Here is a 17,575-nt window from a genome sequence, read left to right as displayed (position 1 = left end):
ATGCGATACAAAGCCAGAATGGGGGCGTGACCCAGACTCGGACAACCAGGCTGGAGCGGGGCCGTGCCTCCCTCGGACCCGCACTGGAGCTCGTACACACCGGACGCGCCCCCACCCGCGCGGTCCTCACCGCGGAACTCGGCGTGACCCGTGCGACCGCCGGAGCCGTCGCGGCGGAGCTGGAAGCCCTCGGCCTGATCGTCGTCGACTCCCGGCCGACCGCCTCCGCGGGCTCCCAAGGGCGGCCGTCCCACCGCCTGTTCGTCAACGAACGCGGCCCCGTGGTGCTCGCCGCGCAGATCCACGCCGACGGCTTCCGCGTCGCCCTGGTGGGGCTCGGCGGACGCATCGTGGCCACCACCACGGGAAGCGGCACCATCCCCGCCGACCCGGCCCATGTCCTCGCCGAGGCGGTCGGCGCGGGCGCCGCGCTGCTCCGGGAGACCGGCCGCCGCTGCCTGGGCGCGGGCCTCGCCGTGCCCTCGGCCGTCGCCGAACCGGACGGCGAAGCACTGAACCCGCTCCACCTCGCCTGGCCCGCCGGCGCCCCCGTACGGGAACTCTTCCGGCGCGCGCTCGCCGACGCCGCGATCCCGGGCGTCACCGAGGCGCTCGGCTTCAGCGGCAACGACGTCAACCTCATGGCCCTCGCCGAACACCGGCACGGCGCCGGACGGGGCGCCCGCGACCTGCTGTGCGTCGCCTCCGGGCACCGCGGGGTCGGCGGCGCCCTGGTCATCGACGGGCGCCTGCACAGCGGCAGTTCGGGACTGGCCCTGGAGGTGGGCCACCTCACGGTGCACCCCGAAGGAGCCCCCTGCCACTGCGGCAGCCGGGGCTGCCTGGACGTCGAGGCCGACCCGCTGGCCTTCCTGAACGCGGCCGGACGCCCCCCGGGCCCCGAGGGCTCGCTGCTCCACCAGTCCGCCGACCTGCTGCGCACCGCGTACGACGACGACCCCGCCGTCCGCGCCGCCGCCGATCTCCTCATCGACCGGCTCGGCCAGGGGCTGGCCGGACTGGTGAACATCCTCAACCCGGACCGCATCATCCTCGGCGGGCTCCACCGCGCCCTCCTGGAGGCCGACCCGGAACGGCTCCGTGCCGTCGTCGCCGACCGCAGCCTGTGGGGCCGCAGCGGCGGCGTCCCGATCCTGCCCTGCGGCCTCGACCACAACAGCCTCGTCGGCGCGGCGGAACTCGCCTGGCAACCGGTGCTGGACGACCCGCTGATCATCCAGGAGAGCCGGAAGGGGGAGTAGGCGGAGCCGGTCACCGCCACGGAGAGTGCAGTGCGCACTCACGTATGCGGACCGGGCCCTGTCCTGCGCCGACGGAGCAGGTGAGCGAGGTGTGAGCGCGCCAAGCACCTTCTCCGTCAAGGTCGTTGCCGATGCCGGTCCCGCGGCGTTGTCAGTGGCTTCGGTTACGTTGTGTGACATGACGAACGAGCAGCCGAAGCGGTTGACAGGGCCTAAGCGGTCGAAGCAGTGGAAACGGCCGGGGTGGCCGGGACCGTCGAAGTGGTGGGTCTGGTCGGACCGCCCGGGGCCGGATACGGGGCGCACGGTCCGGTCACGCCGGTCGAACGCCCCTGGCGGACCGGGGAGTCGGAGCCGTTGGAGAGGCACGGGCGCGGGTCCGCCGGTCCTGCGGTGCGGCGCTCCGGACCGTGCCGGTGGAGCGGGGACGGCCCGGGGTGGACGCGTACCTGCCGTGCCGCCCGCCGCGACCCGGCCGTCCCCCGGGCGCACGGCGCCACCGCATCGCCGCCGCCCGGCCGTAGGCTTCCGCCATGATCGCCGAAGCCCTGGCCCGCAGCCCTTACGTCAGCCTCGTCACCTACCGGCGCAACGGCGCCCCGGTGGCGACCCCGGTGTGGGCCGTCGCGCAGGGGGACGAGTTGCTGGTGTGGACGCGGAGCGACAGCGGGAAGGTCAAACGGCTGCGCCGCGACGCCCGGGTGACGGTCACCCCGTGCGATGTGCGGGGCAACCTCACCGAGGGCGCCGACACCCTGGAGGGCACCGCCCGCCTCATGGAGGAGCCCGACGGGCTGGCCCGGGTACGCCGCGCGATGGCCGGCAAGTACGGACTGCGCTTCCGCGTCCTCGACACCGGGGGCGCCCTGCTCCGCCGCGGCAAGCGCCCCCATGTGGGCATCGCCGTCACCTTCCCCCGCTGAGCCCGGGGCACGCCCGGTCGGCGACCGCCTTCCGGACTCCCGCCCGACCGCTCGCCGGGCCACTGTCAGCAGCCGGCGGCCCCGCGCCCGTCACCCTCCGCCGGCCACTCCGCGGCGAAGGCGCGAGCCGGGTTGCCGGTCAGCATCCGCGTCACCAGCTCCGTCCCCAACACCTCTGCCAGCCACGGGCGCTGGCGCCGCAGCAGATGCGGCATCCCGGGCCCGCCGTTCACCGACCGGGCACCGGCCGTCGTGGTGTCGCCGCCCAGCAGGAGCTGATCGCCGTACCCCGCGTCGGCCAGTTCCCGGAGTGCCTCGGGCAGCCGCCAGTCGGTCGCGTGGTGGGCACGCGAGGGCCCGTCGAACGCCAGGAAGGCACCTGTCCGAGCGGCCCGGCGCAGAGCGCCGGGATCGGGAAAGCGGTTGAGGTGCCCCAGAATCACCCGCCCCGGCGGGACGCCCCGCCCGTCGCAGAGCAGTTCGACGACGTCCTGCGCCGCGGTGCCCGCCTCCAGATGGACGCCGATCACGGCGCCGGTCGCGTGATGCGCCTCGGCCGCCGCGGTCATCGTGCGGCGGGCGTGCGCGTCCAACCCGTGGAAACCGCCCGCCACCTTGATCATCCCGGCGCGTACCCCGGTGTCCCCGATGCCCTCGGTCAGCTCGGTGACGAACAGTCCCGCGGGGTCCGTCCCCGCCCTCGCCGGCAGCTCCGGCCCGTAGTGCACGGCCTGATGCAGCCCCGTCGCCGCCACGATGTGCACCCCGCACTCCCGCGCCAGACGCGGCAGTGCGGTGATCCCGCGCCCCATGCCGTACGGCGTCCACTGGACCACCGCCGCACCGCCCGCCGCCCGGAACGCCGCGAGCTCGGCCGCCGCCGCGCCCGGATCGGAGAGCTCCTGCCCCGGCAGCTGCGGGCTGCGGAGGAAGAGATGGTCGTGCGCGTCGCACACCCCCAGAGCCTCGGGCGCGATGTCGCCCAGCACCGTACGGACCGCGGCGGTGTGCCCCGTGGCCCCGGAAGCCGGCCGCGTCACCACAGCCGCCCCTCGCCCAGCGCGCCGATATCCGGCGCGGAGAGGTGCAGTACCTGGTAGCGGTCGCCCGCACCGTCCGGTGCTTCGCCCGCCCAGAGGGTGAAGTGCGCGACCTCCCAGCTCGCGGGGGAGTACGCCATCGCCGTCGTGTGCACCCCTGCGGTCCGCGCCAGCCTCTCGTGCCCGGCCAGCGCCTCGGCGAAGGACGTGCCGGGATCGGCGTCCTCGGACAGCGGGACGGTCCGCAGCGTGTAGGAGCGCGGTGCGGTGCCCGCCGCCGGCCCCGCGCGGTGGAAGAGCCCCTGCCAGTGCCGCACCGGCGGCCGCCCGAAGTCCCGGATCACCCCGCGGAATCCGTCGCCGGTCAGGAAAGTATTCATCGCCCGGGGGTCCACCCAGAGGTAGAACGGCGCGTACGCGTTCACCGGTGAGCCGCCGCTGCCCCGCACCCGCATCCCGTACGCCTTCAGGCCGAGCCCCGGGAGGTCGTCCAGCAGGTGGCCCCGCGTACGCACCCGGTGCCGGATGATCTCCATGTCGTAGTCGGCGGGGAGGGTACGGACGTACTGCATGGCATACATGGCGGGCTCCCGGAGCTGGAAGGGGAAGGCGGTGTCAGCGGGCGGACCGGTCCCCGGCGGCGCGGGTCGAAGAGGCGGCCGGTGCTGTGGTGACCCGCGCGGAGAGGAGGGAGAGGAGGCCCTGTACGGAGGCGTCGAAGCGAGCCGGGTCGTCGGCGGCGCGAGCCAGGACATAGCCGCCCTGGACGGTGGCCGCGACGGTCGCCGCGACGGCTGACGGGTCGGTCCCGGCGGCCAGTTCACCGGCCCGTACGCCCTCGGCGACCACCTCGGCGATCCGGGCGCGCAGCCGGTCGAAGAGCGCGTCGAGCGGGCGGCGCAGTTCGGTGCTGTCCACCACGTCACGGTCCTGCGTCAGCCGGCCGATCGGACATCCGCGCAGCACCTGCCGTTCGCGCAGCAGGTAGGCGGCGATCCGGTCGTAGGCCGTGCCGGGGCCGGACAGACAGGCGTCGGCCGACGCCCACAGCTCCTCGGCGCTCCGCTCGACGGCGGCCAGCGCCAGGTCCGCCTTGCCGTCGAAGTGGTGGTACATGCTCCCCTGACCGACGCCGGCGCGCTCCAGGATGGCCTTCGGGCTGGTGCCCACGTAGCCGCGCTCCCACAGCAGTTCCTGGGTGCTGCGTACGAGCCGCTCGCGGGCGCTGACGGCGCGGTCGCCGGTACCGGAGTTCCTCATACCACGAATGTACATACCAGTAGTTACAGAAGCAAGCGCGGGGCCGGCGGCTCCTGCCCGTACCGCCCGGCGGTGTGGCCGGGGGCCTCGGGATCGCCCCGTACCCGGAAAGCGATCAGCCGACCCCCGCGCCCCGTATCCGGGTGCGTGGGCCGGCTGCCGTCCAGGTGTGTTCCAGGGGCGTGCGGCTCCAGCGGGGTGGGTCCACGGGCGGCTCCTGGAGTGCGGGAGGCAGCGCGGGCAGCGTGAACCACACGACCTTGCCCGTACCGTCCGGGCGGACGCCCCAGCTCTCGCTGAGCGCGGCGATCAGGGCGAGACCGCGGCCGCAGGTCTCCCAGGTGTCCGCGGTCCGCAACTGGGGCAGCCGTGGATCGTGGTCGTGCACGGCGACCGTCAACTGGTCGACAAGGGCGCAGAGTTGGACGGTGCACCGCTTGCTGGGGCGGGCGTGCCGGTGCACGTTCGCCAGGAGTTCGGTGAGGCCGAGCGCGGCCGGATCGATGAGCGGATCGAGGTGCCAGTACCGCAGTTGGGCCGAGATGACGTGGCGCACCTGTCCGATGCGGGCCGGGAGGGCCTGGAGCTCCACCGTGCAGTGTCTGCTGGGCTGCCTGATCACGACGCGACTCCCTGACGAGGCCGGGCGTCCCGCGGGGCGGGGCGAAGACCGAACCCGGCGATGCCCGTACACCGCAGCGTCATCGCCGGTGAACCCTCAGTGATACAGGTCCAGGTTCGGCCCGGAGTCGTCCGCCCGCAACCGCAGCCACCTCGCGCGGGCGCCGCCCGTACCCGCCCCGGCGCGCCCCTGATGGGGCGCATGCCCCGTCTCCCGTGCCCGCTGTGGCCACCCCGTACCCCGAACGGCGCAGTCGTCGGCCGGAGGCGGGCTCTCACCCGGACCGGGCTCGGTGGACGGCCGGGCCGGCAGCGGCGCCGTGGCGGACGGGCCGGTCGCCCGCGGTGTCAGGCGCGCGGCGCGTGTGCGGCCTGCACCGCGTCGAGGAAGCGGTCGGGCGCGCCCAGGGTCAGGGAGTAACGGTTGCCGTTCAGCCGGGCCAGCGCCCGGTCGCGGGCGGCGAACAGCGGCTTGTGCGCCTGGACGGCCCGGAGCGGCGCACTGTCGATCTCCTTGCCGTAACTCGTCAGCAACGCGAGCCTGCCGTCGCGGATCACCACCTGCCCGGCCCGGGTCAGGGATCGCAGCGACCGTTCGATGTGCACACCCGTCGCGTTGAACTCGGGCTCGGCCATGCCCCACCACCTTCTCGCCATGGGCAGGTGCCCCTCACCGCCCCCTATGGGGGCAGTGTGCACGGCCTTCGCGCCGCGCACCAGTGCCCTCGGGGCCGGACCGCCCGAACACCTGTGGTCCAGGCTCTCCTTGGAGCCTCTCAAAGATGCGTTTATGCAGGTGGGAAGCGTATGAGGGGTGGTTATAGTCGAATCCGGCCCGCCTTTTCGTCCGGGCTCACAACCCCTGAGGAGCGCTCCGGTGAGCACTGCACAGCAGCCGCACACACCCCACCACGCCGGCGCCGACGGCGCACCGCACGAGGCCGCCCACGCCCCGATGCCGACCGTCGACGTCGACCACACGGACCCGGACTACCGGGAGTGGCTCAAGGAAGCCGTCCGCAAGGTCCAGGCGGACGCCAACCGCACCGCCGACACCCACCTGCTGCGCTTCCCGCTCCCCGAGGAGTGGGGCATCGACCTCTACCTCAAGGACGAGTCCACCCACCCCACCGGCAGCCTCAAACACCGCCTCGCCCGCTCGCTCTTCCTCTACGGGCTGTGCAACGGCTGGGTCCGCCCGGGGAAACCCGTCATCGAATCGTCCAGCGGCTCCACCGCCGTCTCCGAGGCGTACTTCGCGTCGCTGATCGGGGTGCCCTTCATCGCGGTGATGCCGGCGACCACCAGCCGCGAGAAGACCCGGCTGATCGAATTCCACGGCGGCACCTGCCACCTCGTACAGGACCCGCGCACGGTGTACGAGGTCTCCGCGCAGCTCGCGGCGGAGTCCGGTGGCCACTACATGGACCAGTTCACCTATGCCGAGCGGGCGACGGACTGGCGCGGCAACAACAACATCGCCGAGTCGATCTACGAGCAACTGCGCCTGGAGCGCTACCCGGAACCGGCCTGGATCGTCGCGACCGCCGGCACCGGCGGCACCTCCGCGACCATCGCCCGCTACGTCCACTACATGCAGTACGACACCCGCATCTGTGTCCCCGACCCGGAGAACTCCTGCTTCTTCGACGGCTGGCTCACCGGTGACGCCACGGCGCACTGCACGACCCCCTCCCGGATCGAGGGTGTCGGCCGCCCCCGGATGGAGCCGAGCTTCGTACCCGGCGCGATCGACCGGATGATGAAGGTCCCCGACGCGGCCAGCATCGCCGCCGTCCGCGCCCTGGAAACGGCCATCGGCCGCAAGGCGGGCGGCTCGACCGGCACAGGACTGTGGAGCGCCCTGCGGATCGTCGGCGAGATGCACGCCGCCGGACGCACCGGCTCCGTCGTCACCCTGCTGTGCGACCCGGGCGACCGCTACCTCGACAAGTACTACTCGGACGACTGGCTCGCCGCCCAGGGCCTGGACATCGCGCCGTACGCCCGCACCCTCGACACCTTCCTGACCACCGGCACCTGGCCCGCGTGAGCGCGCCGCCGTCCGGTGACGGGCGGCGGGCGGGACGGGCTTGACGTGCCTCGACGCCGGGACGCGGCACCGGTCGGATCGGGTCCCGGCCCGGTGCCGGAGGGCCGACGCCGAGCGAGTCCCGGACGGCCCCGGCGGGAAACAGCCCCTCAGGGACAGCCCCGATGGGCCCCGGCCGGGGCCGTCAGCTGTCGCTCTCCGCCCCGGCGAGCCGGTGGTCGAGGGCGCGCGCCGACGCCCGGAAGGCCCGGCCCAGCCCCGGCCGTGCCAGCAGCAGGGCCAGGCGCAGCGGTGCCGGGCCGTCGGCGGCGAACGTCCAGCTCAGCCGGGTGCCGCCGCCGTCGGGGGTGAGCCGCCACTCCTCCAGCAGGGCCCGGAGCCCCGGGGCGTTGGTGCGGTCCACGCGGTAGGCGTACCGCTCCTCCGGCCGGGCGGCCAGCACCGTTTCGACGAAGCGGGTGCCGCCCGCCAGCCGTACGTCCCGGCCCGCGCCCCCGCCCGCCGGTGCGGCCCGCGCGACCCCGGTGAACCAGCGGGCCCACCCTTCTGTGTCGTCCGCCAGCGCCGTGTACACCGCCGCGGGCGGTGCGTCGAGCCGGGCGGCGAAGACCAGCCGCAGCGGCGCGGACCGGGCGAAGTCCAGTTCTACGGGGCGGAGCCGACGCATGGAGCAGCCTCCCGGCGGACGGAGCGGTGCGGCCGCACGGACACCACGGGCGCCCGCGCGCGCCGGCCCTCGGACGGACCGGCGTCGCGGATCCTAAAGGCCCCGGCCGCAGATGTCTGCGGTGCCGCAGCGGGTCGGTCGGTCAGGCCCTGGCCCGCGAGCCGGGTGTGCGCCTGCCGCCGGGTCCGGTCGGACGGTGCCCGCCGGGGCCGGCGGCGCATGACCGCCGGGGCGGCCGAGACGAACGGGACGGCGCCCGCTCCTGGTCGACCTGCGGTCACCGCCGTCCGTCTGCCGCGCCCCGGCTACCTGCGCCCACGGCCGCACGTCGCCCTCATGCGTCGAGGTCCGGCCACGGCTCGCCCGCCACCACCAGTTCCAAGGGCAGCTCCGCGAACCGCTCCCGCGCCTCGGGAGCGAGACCGCCATCGGTCACCAGGACATCGACCTCCTCCAGTGTCGCGAACGAACTCAGCGCCACCGTGCCCCACTTGGTGTGGTCGGCGACCACCACGACCCGCCGCGCCGAACGCACGAAGTGCCGGTTGGTCTCCGCCTCCGCGAGATTCGGGGTGGACAGCCCCGCCTCCACGGATATGCCGTGCACCCCGAGGAAGAGCACATCGAAATGGAGGGACCGGATCGCGGCATCGGCGACCGGGCCCACCAGCGTGTCCGACGGGGTGCGCACCCCGCCCGTCAGCACCACCGTCGCCGCACCGGCCCGCGGCCCGGCGCCGCCGCTCGCCGTCGCCCGCTGCGCGGTGTAGAAGACATCGGCGACCCGCACGGAGTTGGTCACCACCGTCAGATCCGGCACGTCCACCAGCTGCTGGGCCAGGGCGTACGCGGTGGTGCCGCCCGCCAGCGCGATGGCGCTGCCGGGCGCGGCCATCTGGGCCGCCGCCACCGCGATGTCCTCCTTGGCGCTCAGCTCCAGCGCCGACTTCGCCTCGAACCCCGGCTCGTGCGCACTGGGCTCGCCGACCGGGACCGCGCCGCCGTGCACCTTCTCCACCATGCCCTGCCGGGCCAGCGCGTCCAGATCGCGGCGGACGGTCATGTCCGAGACGCTGAGTCTGCGGGTGAGCTCGTTGACCCGCGCGCCGCCGCGCCGCCTGACCTCTTCGAGGATCAGGGCCCGCCGCTGCTCGGCCAGCAGATTCTGGTTGTCACTCACCCCGGCCCGTCCCTTCCGCCCAGCTCACCGGCGCGCCACCCGCGCGGCGCCGTCCGTCCCTACCGTTTTCCTCATCCTCGCACGCGCCACCGACAACGCTGCCGGACCGCGGCCGCACCCCTCCGGCGCCGGGGCGGGCACGGCCCGCGCACACCCCGGCCGGACGTGCCACCGCCGCCCTTTCAGTACAGCCGGATGTGCCGCACCCCCGTCCACGCCCGGCGCAGCCCGCCCCGTACCGGGCCGTCGGTGTTCGGCGCCAGGCGCAGGCCCGCCGACGCGGCGACGTGCTCGGCGACCTGCGGGACGGTGAGCCGGTCGGTCCACACCTGCTCGGCGAACTCCGGTCCCCGCAGCCGCTCCAGACAGAGATCGAGCTTCCGCACCGCGAAGCTCTCCCGCGTCAGCTGCCGTTCCCTGCTGGTCACGAACCGCAGGACCTGCCCCGCACCCCGCTCCCGCAGGCGCCGCAGCACCGTCCGGCGCTCCGCCAGCAGCGCGAAGTGCCGTACCTCGTGGCCGCGTTCGCGCAACCGGCCCACCGTCTCCGCGAAGTACGCCGGTTCGACGACCGTCATCGGGGCGATCACCGGCCCCGGATGACGCGAGAGCACCAGGTCGAGCACCTCGTACACCCCCTGCCGCCAGGCCGGGAAGTCCTGGAAGTCGCCCCGCACGCCCGGTGGCGTCATCCGGTGCAGGCCGAACCCCACCTCCTCCGGATCGCAGACCACACTGCCGGGCAGCCGCCGCTTCATCTCGAACGCCGTTTGTGTTTTGCCGCCCCCGAAAGGGCCGTTGAGCCACAGAAGCATGGGGTGACCTTAGAGCGCCGTGCGCCGCCGCGTCCGCCGCGGACGAGCGGACCGGCCGCCTCGCGGAACGGCCGGGAAGGCGGCTCCCGCGCGGCGATCGTGACGCGTGAACGGCCCCGAACCGAGCCTCCCCGGGGCCACGGGGGTATTTACCCGGACGAACTCCACTCTTTCGGGAAGGGAACACAACTCCGGGGCCGGGAAAGGTGATCCTTGTACCAGGACCTGGCGCCGCCGGCGCCGCTCGGACTACGGGGGGACACCATGGAGACCGCGGACACCACACCACACGCCCATCCGCCGCACACCCGCACCGCCACCAAGACCACCGGCGACCGCCCACCGCAGCTCGCCCTGGAACTGCTGGTGCACGGCGTCGGCGGCACCACACCACAGGCCATGCTCGGCGAGCCCCGCACCACACTGATCACCGGCGACGACACCGCCGCCTGCTACCGCCGCAGCGAGGACGCCGACGCGGAGGAGCGCCCCGAGGACTACCGCGACGCACCCGTACGCGAGGCGTACTGCTGGTCCAACCTCACCTCCGGCAACGGCGCCCGCGCCCTCTGGCTCGTCCTGCTCCCCTTCATGGTCGCCAACCTCGCCCACTGGATGCGCCCCGCGGGCCCGCCCGGCCACCCCGCCCAGCGCGTCTACGACGTCCTCGTCCGCGCCCTCGCCCTCAGCCTCACCGTCCTCCTGGCGGCCGCCGCCTGCGAGGTCGCCCTCGACCTCACCGCCTGGCAGTGCGCGGGAACGGCCTCCTGCGTCGCCGGCAAGTCCTGGATGGGCTTCGTCAGCCCGGCCCAGGGCGGCTGGTGGAGCCTGCCCGGCCGCCGCCTGGTCCTCGCCACCGCCCTGCCGCTCCTCGTCATCGCCCTGCTGACCTGGCTCTCCCACCGCACCTGGAGCGCCTACGAATCGGCCTCCCCGCCTCCCCGCCGCCCCGGCACCTCCCGCAACACCCCGCCCGACGAGCGCACCACCCTCAGCCTCGACGGCTTCTGGTACGGCCGCCGCGTCGTGGCCCGGCTGCGCACCGCCCACACCACGGCGGGCGTGCTGACCGTCGCCGCCGCCGTGCTCGGCGCCGTCCGCACCACCGACGCCCGGGGCGGTGCCCCTGCCCTCACCGCCATCGGTGACGCCCTCGCCGTCCTGCTCGTCCTGCTCGCCGCCGCCACCCTCGTCGTCGTCGGCCGCACCGCCCGCAGCGAGGCGGCGCCCGACGACACCCGGGACCGCGCCGTCGTCCGCGCCCTGCCCTACGCCGCTCTCGGCGCCTTCGCCCTGACCGCCGTGTACGCCGCCTGGCAGCGCCCCATGACCGCGACCTCAGGACCGCTGCCCGGCGCCGCCGCCTTCGGCGCCCTCACCGTCCTCCAGGGCGCCTTGGTCCTCGCCCTGGTGCTCACCGCCCGGGTCCTGCACCGCACCGCCCGCGACGACGCCCGCGCCGCACTGAACGGCATGGGCGGGCCCGCCGTCGCCCTGCTCGCCTGCGCGGTCGGCGGCGTGCTGTCCGGGGGAGCGGCCCAGCGGTTCGCCGACTGGATCGACGGCGACGCCACCCCGGGCGACATCGGAGCCCCCATGGCCGGGCCGCCGGTGCTGCTCTCCTGGCAGGCGTCGGTCATCCCCGTCCTGCTGCTCGTCGTGATCGCCGTCGCCCTGCTCGCCGCGCTTAGGGTGCGCTCCGTCAGCCGCCGCGTCGCCGCCGACGTACCCGGTCTCTACGACGCGCGGGCCAAGCCCGACGCCTGGCTCACCGGGAAGATCGCCGGGACCATCGCCCGCGCCGGACTCACCGACTCCGCGCCCGTCCTGGTCGCCGCCACCGCCGCCGTCACCCTGCTCCTGGGCGCCGGCGCGGTCCTCGGCGCCTGGTACACCGACCTCGCGCCCGGCCCCGCCACCCAAGGCGCCCCGCCCGCCGTCCACGCCGCCGCCGAGACCGCGTCCGCCCTCGGCTCCTGGCTGATGGGGGCCGGGGTAGTACTCCTCCTCGCCACCGGACGGCGGGCCTACCGCGACCGCTCCGCCCGCCGCACCATCGGCATCCTCTGGGACGTCGGCACCTTCTGGCCGCGCGCCGCCCACCCCTTCGCGCCCCCCTGCTACGCCGAGCGCGCCGTCCCCGACCTCACCTGGCGGATGGCCACCTGGACCGAGCGGTACGACGGACGGCTGGTGATCTCGGGCCACTCCCAGGGCAGCGTGCTCGCCGCGGCGGCCGTCTGGCAGCTCGACCTCGTCACCCGCAGCCGCGTCGCCCTGCTCACGTACGGCTCACCGCTGGAGCGCCTGTACGGCCGCTGGTTCCCCGCCTTCTTCGGCCCGCCGTTCCTCACCGGGCTGCACCGCGAGATGGACGACTGGCGTAACCTCTGGCGCTTCACCGACCCCATCGGCGGCCCGATCCGCCTGACCGGTGAGGAAGCGAAGCGGATCGACGAGGGACCGCTGCGCGACCCGCTGACCCTGGGGCGCACCCTTCAGCACCCGCTGCCCGCCCAGATCCTCGGTCACGGCGACTACCAGGCCGATCCCGTCTTCGACCGGGTCCGCGGCGAACTCCTCGCCCGACTCGCCTCGTCCCTGCCGGGGCAACGCGCCACGGCGCCCGGGGTGCCGGACCCGACCGGCATCCCGGAGGAGGACAACTCCCCAAAAGGTCAGGGAAGTTCGGGGAGATCCTCGGGGTAGAGCAGGGTGAGGTCGTCGGTGCTCGGGTCGGTGAGCCGCGCGACCCGGCCCGCGTGCCGCTCGACCATCGCCTCGAACGTCTGCCGGGCTGTCCGGCCGTTGCCGAACGACGGCCCCTTCGGCAGCGCCGTGAAGTACTTCAGCAGCGCCTCGTCGGACCCCTCGCCCAACTGGTACTCGTGCTCCTCGCCCTGCTGCTCGACGATCCGCAGCAGCTCCTCCGCGCCGTAGTCACCGAAGGTGATCGTCCGCGAGAAGCGGGACGCCACACCGGGGTTGACGGCCAGGAAACGCTCCATCTCGGCGGTGTAGCCGGCGACGATCACCACCACGGCGTCCCGGTGGTCCTCCATCAGCTTCACCAGCGTGTCGATGGCCTCCCGCCCGAAGTCCCGCCCGGAGTCCTCGGGGGAGAGGGCGTACGCCTCGTCGATGAACAGCACCCCGCCGCGCGCCCGGTCGAACGCCTCCTGGGTACGGATCGCCGTCGAGCCGATGTGCTCGCCCACCAGATCCACCCGCGACACCTCGACCAGATGCCCGCGCTCCAGCACCCCGAGGGAGGCCAGGATCTCGCCGTACAGCCGGGCGACGGTCGTCTTACCGGTGCCGGGGGAGCCGGTGAACACCAGATGGCGGCGGGCGGAGGCGGCCTTCAGACCGGCCTGCTGCCGCCGCCGCCCGACCTCGATCATGTTGATCAGGCTGCGGACCTCCCGCTTGACGCTCTCCAGCCCCACCAGGGTGTCGAGTTCGCCGAGCACCTCCTCCGACGGCCGCCGCGGGGCCTCCTCCGCCGCCTCCGCGGCCGCCGCCGTACCCGCCGTGGCCTGCGCGGGAACCCCGCTCAGCAGTCCGGTGGTCTGCGTCGCCTGCTGCACCGTGGGCGTGGCCCCGGCGGACGGCGCGGGCGCCGTGGTCCGGCTCTCGTCGCTCGTGCAGTCCGTGACGGTCGGACCGCCGGCGCCGTCCCCCGCCGCCCCGTCGGCGAACTCGTAGCCGCCGCGCGCGCACCGCTCCGTGCGGCAGCGGGTCAGCGTCGTCCGGCAGCCGTCGATGATGTGGAAGCCGAAGCCGGAGCTGCCGGTGACCCGGCAGCCCTGGAACGTACCGCGGCCCTCGGCCGAGACGTAGAACCCGGCCTCGGTGGGCGAACCGACCGTGCAGCCCTCGATGGTGGGGTCGGCGCCCTTGGTGACGATGACGCCGGTCTGCGCGCCCTCGATGACGCAGTTGGCGAGGGTGCCGCCGCTGCCGTGGTCGCGGAACCACGCGCCCGTCGCGGCCTCGCGTATCCGGCAGTCGTCCAGCTGCACCGTCGCGCCGTCGCTGACCGACACCGCGGTGTTGCGCACCTGCGACAGATCGCAGTCGACGACATCGGCGCGCGAGCCGCGGTCGAGGACGAACAGCGCGTCGGGCACATCGTGCACCCGGGTGGCGTCCAGCACGGCCGTCGCGCCGTCGCTCACCCAGACCGCGGGGTAGTCGCCCGTACTGTCGTGGATCTCGCACTGGTTGGCGTCCACGCGGGTGCCCGGGTCCCACACCGACAGGCCGTTGCGTCCGAAGTGCCGCACGGTGGAGCGGGTCAGGGTGAGGACCGACCGGGAGCGCAGATCGACGGCGTTCTCCGGGATGTCGTGGATGTCGCAGTCGGCGAGGGTGAGGACGGCGTCGGTGTCGAGGGTGACGCCGTCGGCGGAGGTGCGGTGCACGGTGCAGTCCGTCAGATGCCCGGTCGCGCGCGAGGCCACCTGCACACCGGTGCCCTTGATCTCGTAGATCTCGCACCCCACCGCCTCCAGGGCGCTGCCCTCGCCGTGCAGCGACAGACCGGCACCGGAGGCGTGGTGGATCCGGCAGTTCTCCAGCCGGGGGTGCGCACCGCCGCGCACCGCGACGCCCGCCTGCCCCGCGGCCACCACCTCGCACTCCTCGAAGACGCCGCCCGCGCCGTCCAGCACGCTCAGGCCGACGCCTCCGGCGTTGTCGATCGTGCACCGCCGCACCGTCGGCCGGGCCCCGCCGCGTACCTCGACCCCGGCCGCGGAACGGGTCACCACCCGCAGCCCCACCAGCTCCGGCGCGCAGTCCTCCACCAGCACGGCGGGCGACGCCGAATCCGTCGCCTCCAGGTGCAGGTCGTGGATGATCGCGGAGGCCCGTACCGTCAGCGCGACGCCGTCGGCCGGCACGATCCGCACCGAACCGCGTGCCCCGTCGGGACCGCGCAGCGTCACCGCGCGCTGCAGCACCAGATTCTCGCGGTACGTCCCCGCCGGCACGGTCAGCACATCACCGTCCCCCGCGGCCTCCAGCGCTGCGGAGAGCGAGCTGTACTCGCCGGTGCGGCGTCGCCAGCGGGATGTTCCGGAGTGCGTCACCTGGACCGAGCCCTGTGCCATGGTGCTGTCGTGCCCCCACCTCGTGCGGCTGTTGACGGCCCGGCAGGTTCCGTCCGCTGATGTCCGCATACGGGTGCCGGGGCTCCAGCCGAGTGGCTGGCTGCACCACCGTAGCGCGCCCGGCGGGCGGTAGTTGACGTGGTCGGAGGGCACCGTCCGGGCAGGGGGAGGCGCGAGCGCGCGGGCCCGGCGCGGACGTCCGGTCCGTGCGCCGCGGGCCGCGGTGAGCGGTCAGTTCCCGGCGTCCGCGCGGCCCCAGGTCTGGCCCGCCCGCGCCCAGGCTTCGTCCCAGCGGCGGTAGCGGCGCGCCATCAGCCGCCGTACCGCCAGCCGCCGGGCCCCCTCGGCCAACCCGCCGGCGCCGGCGGCGACACCGAGGCCCGCCAGCGCCGCGTGGGTGGCGGCGGTGGACTCGTCCATCGGGCGGGGGATGACCAGCCCCCGGTCGTCGGTCCAGATCCGGAAGCGGTCGCCCGGCTCGACGGGCCGGGGCGCCCCGATCCGCCCCGTACGCGGACTGCCGTCCCACGCCGTCCACCGGGCGATGACCCGCAGATGGGAGTCGCGCCGCGAGGACGTCTCCGGATCGGGGTCCATCGGGGTGCGGGTGGCGAGACGGTCGACGGTGGCCCACACCAGATGGCGGTGGGCGGCCTGGGTCCGGACCGTCACCAGCAACGTGTCGTGCACCGCCGCGCCCACCTGCGCGCCGGCCACCGGGGCGCCGAGACAGATCAGCAGCACGGTGAGGACGGTCAGCAGGGACTCGATACGGTCGGTGCGGCGGCACAGGGGATTGCGCCACCGCGCTCGCAGACCGGGCTTGAATCGCATCACCGGGCCCCCTCTCCGACTCCTTGAATACCCCATCCGGCGCCGCTCGTGCGCGACTTCGGGCAACTGCGACCGGCGTCCCGGCGCGTCCCCGAGGCCCTTCCGGGCGCCGGGGACCGGACCACGCGCGGGCGCGCACCGACTCGGCGGCTCCCGCCCCGGAGCGCCGCCGCGCCGCTCCTGCGCACCGGCACACGTCCGTACGGGCCGCCGGGCGTCCGCACGGCGGGACGGCCGCGCGCCGCCGGGGCCCGGAGGTCAGGCGAGTATCTCGAAGGGGTCGCCGACGCGGATGGTGCCAGTGGTGCGCGGGATGAGGTTCTGGCCGAAGACCGGGCGTTCCCTGACGCGGTGGTGGCGGGCCAGGGTGCGCAGCGGCTCCTTGCCGCGCTCGGCGGTGCGCTGGTCGGTGGTGGTGACGACGCACCGGCCGCTGGGCTTGGCGACGTCGAGGACCACGGAGCCGATCCGGACCGTGCGCCAGGTGTCCTCGGCCCACGGGGCGGTGCCGTCGATGACCGCGTTGGGACGGAAGCGGTCCATCGGCAAGGGGCCCTCGTCGGGGTGATCGCCCTGGGCGATGAGGGAGTTGAGGGCGTCGAGGGACGCGGTGGTGGTGAGCAGCAGCGGATAGCCGTCGGCGAAGGAGACGGTGTCGCCCGGCCGGGAGAACTGCGGATCGACCGGGCGCCGCTCGGCGGGCGCGTCGAGGTGGACCAGCTCCACCGGCGTCCCCAGGTACCGGCTGCACCACGCGGCCGCGGCGGGGCCCGCCGGGACCGCCTCGACCTCGTCCCGCCAGATCCCGACCGTGACGGTCCGGCCGGGCTCGGGCACCTCGACGGTCAGCGGCTCCATCCCGGGCGCGGTGAGCCGCACCGCGCCGCCCGGCAGCCCTTCGGCGGCGGCCAGTGCCAGCCTCGGGTGCGGCCGCTGGGAGACCAGCCGCCGCTCGGCGTCGACCAGCATCCAGCGCCGGTCCCCGGCGAGCCCCCACGGTTCGACGACCGCTTCGCCGGGACCGGCCCCCGCAAGGGATTTGACCGGGTACAGATGGAGGGCACGCAGCGTTGGCTCGGGCATGGGCCCATCCTGCCAGCCACCACCGACAGCCGGGAGGGAGACCGCTGCTCCCGTGCCCCGCCCCGGTCAGTAGCCCCGGGACTGGTAGGGGCGGCCGTACGGGTCGTCGTACGGCGACGGGCGCTGCGGTGCCGGGGCCACGGGGGCCGCCGGGCGCATCGCCTCGTAGCCGGTGCCCATGGGCGGGCGCGGCGGCTGCGGGGCGGCCGGATGCGGGCGGGTGAACGCCTGCTGCGGGATGTACGGCGCGGGCGTGTGCTGGAGCGGGGCGACCGGCGCCGCGGCTCCGGGATGGCCCTGCCCGGCCGAAGGATGGGAGGGGGCGGCGGGGAGCGCCGCCGGGAGCGCCGGGAGGTACGACGATCCGGTGTCGTACGGCGCCGGGTTGACCCGGATCGGGGCGATCTGCGGCGTCCCGCGTTCGGCGACGAGACTGTCGTAGATGGGGGTGTCCGGGAAGGACGGCGAAGCGTAGTAGCCGCCGCCGTAGGTAGAGCGGGGGGAGGTCATGCCTCTTAAGTTAAGCCCACGATGTGCCGATTGGGGAGCCTGGAATGCGGGTTGTTTCGCGGGGTGGTGACGGCCTCCTGCCCGTAATGCGGAAGAAACCGTAAAAATCGGTTGAGATCACCCGTAGAAAAGACGTAAAGACCTCGCTTCTCGTACATGAAGAGGGACGTTCACACCTCCTTCCGGCCAAGTAGGTTGGGAACAACTGTG

The 17,575-nt window shown here is 74.4% G+C and carries 16 protein-coding genes; 4 read left to right on the top strand and 12 right to left on the bottom strand.

The genetic code is table 11. The annotated features are described in order from the left end of the window. Positions 1–26: 26 nt before the first annotated feature. Positions 27–1,262, top strand: coding sequence for an ROK family protein (locus ACZ4M8_RS14260; RefSeq protein WP_467606836.1), 1,236 nt, complete (start codon positions 27–29; stop codon positions 1,260–1,262). Positions 1,263–1,795: 533 nt separating this feature from the next. Continuing rightward, positions 1,796–2,185, top strand: a complete 390-nt coding sequence (locus tag ACZ4M8_RS14255) for a PPOX class F420-dependent oxidoreductase (RefSeq protein WP_467606835.1) — start codon at positions 1,796–1,798, stop codon at positions 2,183–2,185. Positions 2,186–2,250: 65 nt separating this feature from the next. Here ACZ4M8_RS14255 and ACZ4M8_RS14250 read toward each other — a convergent pair whose 3' ends face one another. The 5 genes from ACZ4M8_RS14250 to ACZ4M8_RS14230 all read right to left on the bottom strand — a co-directional run bounded on the left by ACZ4M8_RS14250 (position 2,251) and on the right by ACZ4M8_RS14230 (position 5,742). Then, entirely contained in the window at positions 2,251–3,225 is a 975-nt protein-coding gene (locus ACZ4M8_RS14250) for a phosphotriesterase family protein (protein ID WP_467606833.1), read from the bottom strand. Further along, positions 3,222–3,806, bottom strand: coding sequence for a DUF4865 family protein (locus ACZ4M8_RS14245; RefSeq protein ID WP_467606831.1), 585 nt, complete (start codon positions 3,804–3,806; stop codon positions 3,222–3,224). The genes ACZ4M8_RS14250 and ACZ4M8_RS14245 overlap by 4 nt, the downstream gene beginning before the upstream one ends. 34 nt (positions 3,807–3,840) lie before the next feature. Beyond that, positions 3,841–4,485 carry a TetR family transcriptional regulator C-terminal domain-containing protein gene (locus tag ACZ4M8_RS14240; RefSeq protein WP_467606830.1) on the bottom strand — a complete coding sequence of 215 codons (645 nt, stop codon included), beginning with the start codon at positions 4,483–4,485 and terminating at the stop codon, positions 3,841–3,843. A 115-nt stretch (positions 4,486–4,600) separates the two neighbouring features. Next, on the bottom strand, positions 4,601–5,107 hold the full coding sequence (locus ACZ4M8_RS14235) for an ATP-binding protein (protein WP_467606829.1): 507 nt from the start codon (positions 5,105–5,107) through the stop codon (positions 4,601–4,603). Positions 5,108–5,454: 347 nt separating this feature from the next. Beyond that, positions 5,455–5,742: a hypothetical protein gene (locus ACZ4M8_RS14230; protein ID WP_399097325.1), complete on the bottom strand. Its 288-nt coding sequence runs from the start codon at positions 5,740–5,742 to the stop codon at positions 5,455–5,457. 241 nt (positions 5,743–5,983) lie between these two features. Here ACZ4M8_RS14230 and ACZ4M8_RS14225 point away from each other — a divergent pair, with 241 nt between their 5' ends. Then, entirely contained in the window at positions 5,984–7,159 is a 1,176-nt protein-coding gene (locus tag ACZ4M8_RS14225; protein ID WP_467606827.1) for a PLP-dependent cysteine synthase family protein, read from the top strand. 184 nt (positions 7,160–7,343) lie between these two features. Here ACZ4M8_RS14225 and ACZ4M8_RS14220 read toward each other — a convergent pair whose 3' ends face one another. The 3 genes from ACZ4M8_RS14220 to ACZ4M8_RS14210 form a co-directional block, all read right to left on the bottom strand. Continuing rightward, the gene (locus ACZ4M8_RS14220) at positions 7,344–7,826 is read right to left on the bottom strand and encodes an SRPBCC family protein (protein WP_467606825.1); all 483 of its coding nucleotides are present in this window, start codon (positions 7,824–7,826) and stop codon (positions 7,344–7,346) included. A gap of 334 nt (positions 7,827–8,160) precedes the next feature. Next, the gene (locus ACZ4M8_RS14215; RefSeq protein WP_467606823.1) at positions 8,161–9,006 is read right to left on the bottom strand and encodes a DeoR/GlpR family DNA-binding transcription regulator; all 846 of its coding nucleotides are present in this window, start codon (positions 9,004–9,006) and stop codon (positions 8,161–8,163) included. 182 nt (positions 9,007–9,188) lie between these two features. Then, entirely contained in the window at positions 9,189–9,821 is a 633-nt protein-coding gene (locus ACZ4M8_RS14210) for an AAA family ATPase (protein WP_467606821.1), read from the bottom strand. Positions 9,822–10,085: 264 nt separating this feature from the next. On the opposite strand from ACZ4M8_RS14210, the gene ACZ4M8_RS14205 reads away from it, so the two are divergent. Then, positions 10,086–12,530, top strand: coding sequence for a hypothetical protein (locus tag ACZ4M8_RS14205; protein WP_467608015.1), 2,445 nt, complete (start codon positions 10,086–10,088; stop codon positions 12,528–12,530). Here the strand turns inward: ACZ4M8_RS14205 and ACZ4M8_RS14200 are convergent. The 4 genes from ACZ4M8_RS14200 to ACZ4M8_RS14185 all read right to left on the bottom strand — a co-directional run bounded on the left by ACZ4M8_RS14200 (position 12,500) and on the right by ACZ4M8_RS14185 (position 17,365). Continuing rightward, positions 12,500–14,938 carry a right-handed parallel beta-helix repeat-containing protein gene (locus tag ACZ4M8_RS14200; RefSeq protein WP_467606819.1) on the bottom strand — a complete coding sequence of 813 codons (2,439 nt, stop codon included), beginning with the start codon at positions 14,936–14,938 and terminating at the stop codon, positions 12,500–12,502. The two genes, ACZ4M8_RS14205 and ACZ4M8_RS14200, sit on opposite strands and share 31 nt — an antisense overlap. Positions 14,939–15,169: 231 nt before the next feature. Then, positions 15,170–15,772, bottom strand: a complete 603-nt coding sequence (locus tag ACZ4M8_RS14195) for an Rv1733c family protein (protein WP_467606818.1) — start codon at positions 15,770–15,772, stop codon at positions 15,170–15,172. A gap of 258 nt (positions 15,773–16,030) precedes the next feature. Continuing rightward, positions 16,031–16,855: an MOSC domain-containing protein gene (locus ACZ4M8_RS14190; protein ID WP_467606817.1), complete on the bottom strand. Its 825-nt coding sequence runs from the start codon at positions 16,853–16,855 to the stop codon at positions 16,031–16,033. Between the two features lie 66 nt (positions 16,856–16,921). Beyond that, entirely contained in the window at positions 16,922–17,365 is a 444-nt protein-coding gene (locus tag ACZ4M8_RS14185; RefSeq protein WP_399094508.1) for a DUF6643 family protein, read from the bottom strand. Positions 17,366–17,575: the final 210 nt, after the last annotated feature.

It is taken from the genome of Streptomyces sp. NPDC027185 (genome assembly GCF_055567035.1).
This window is presented reverse-complemented; position numbering and strand designations above follow the sequence as displayed.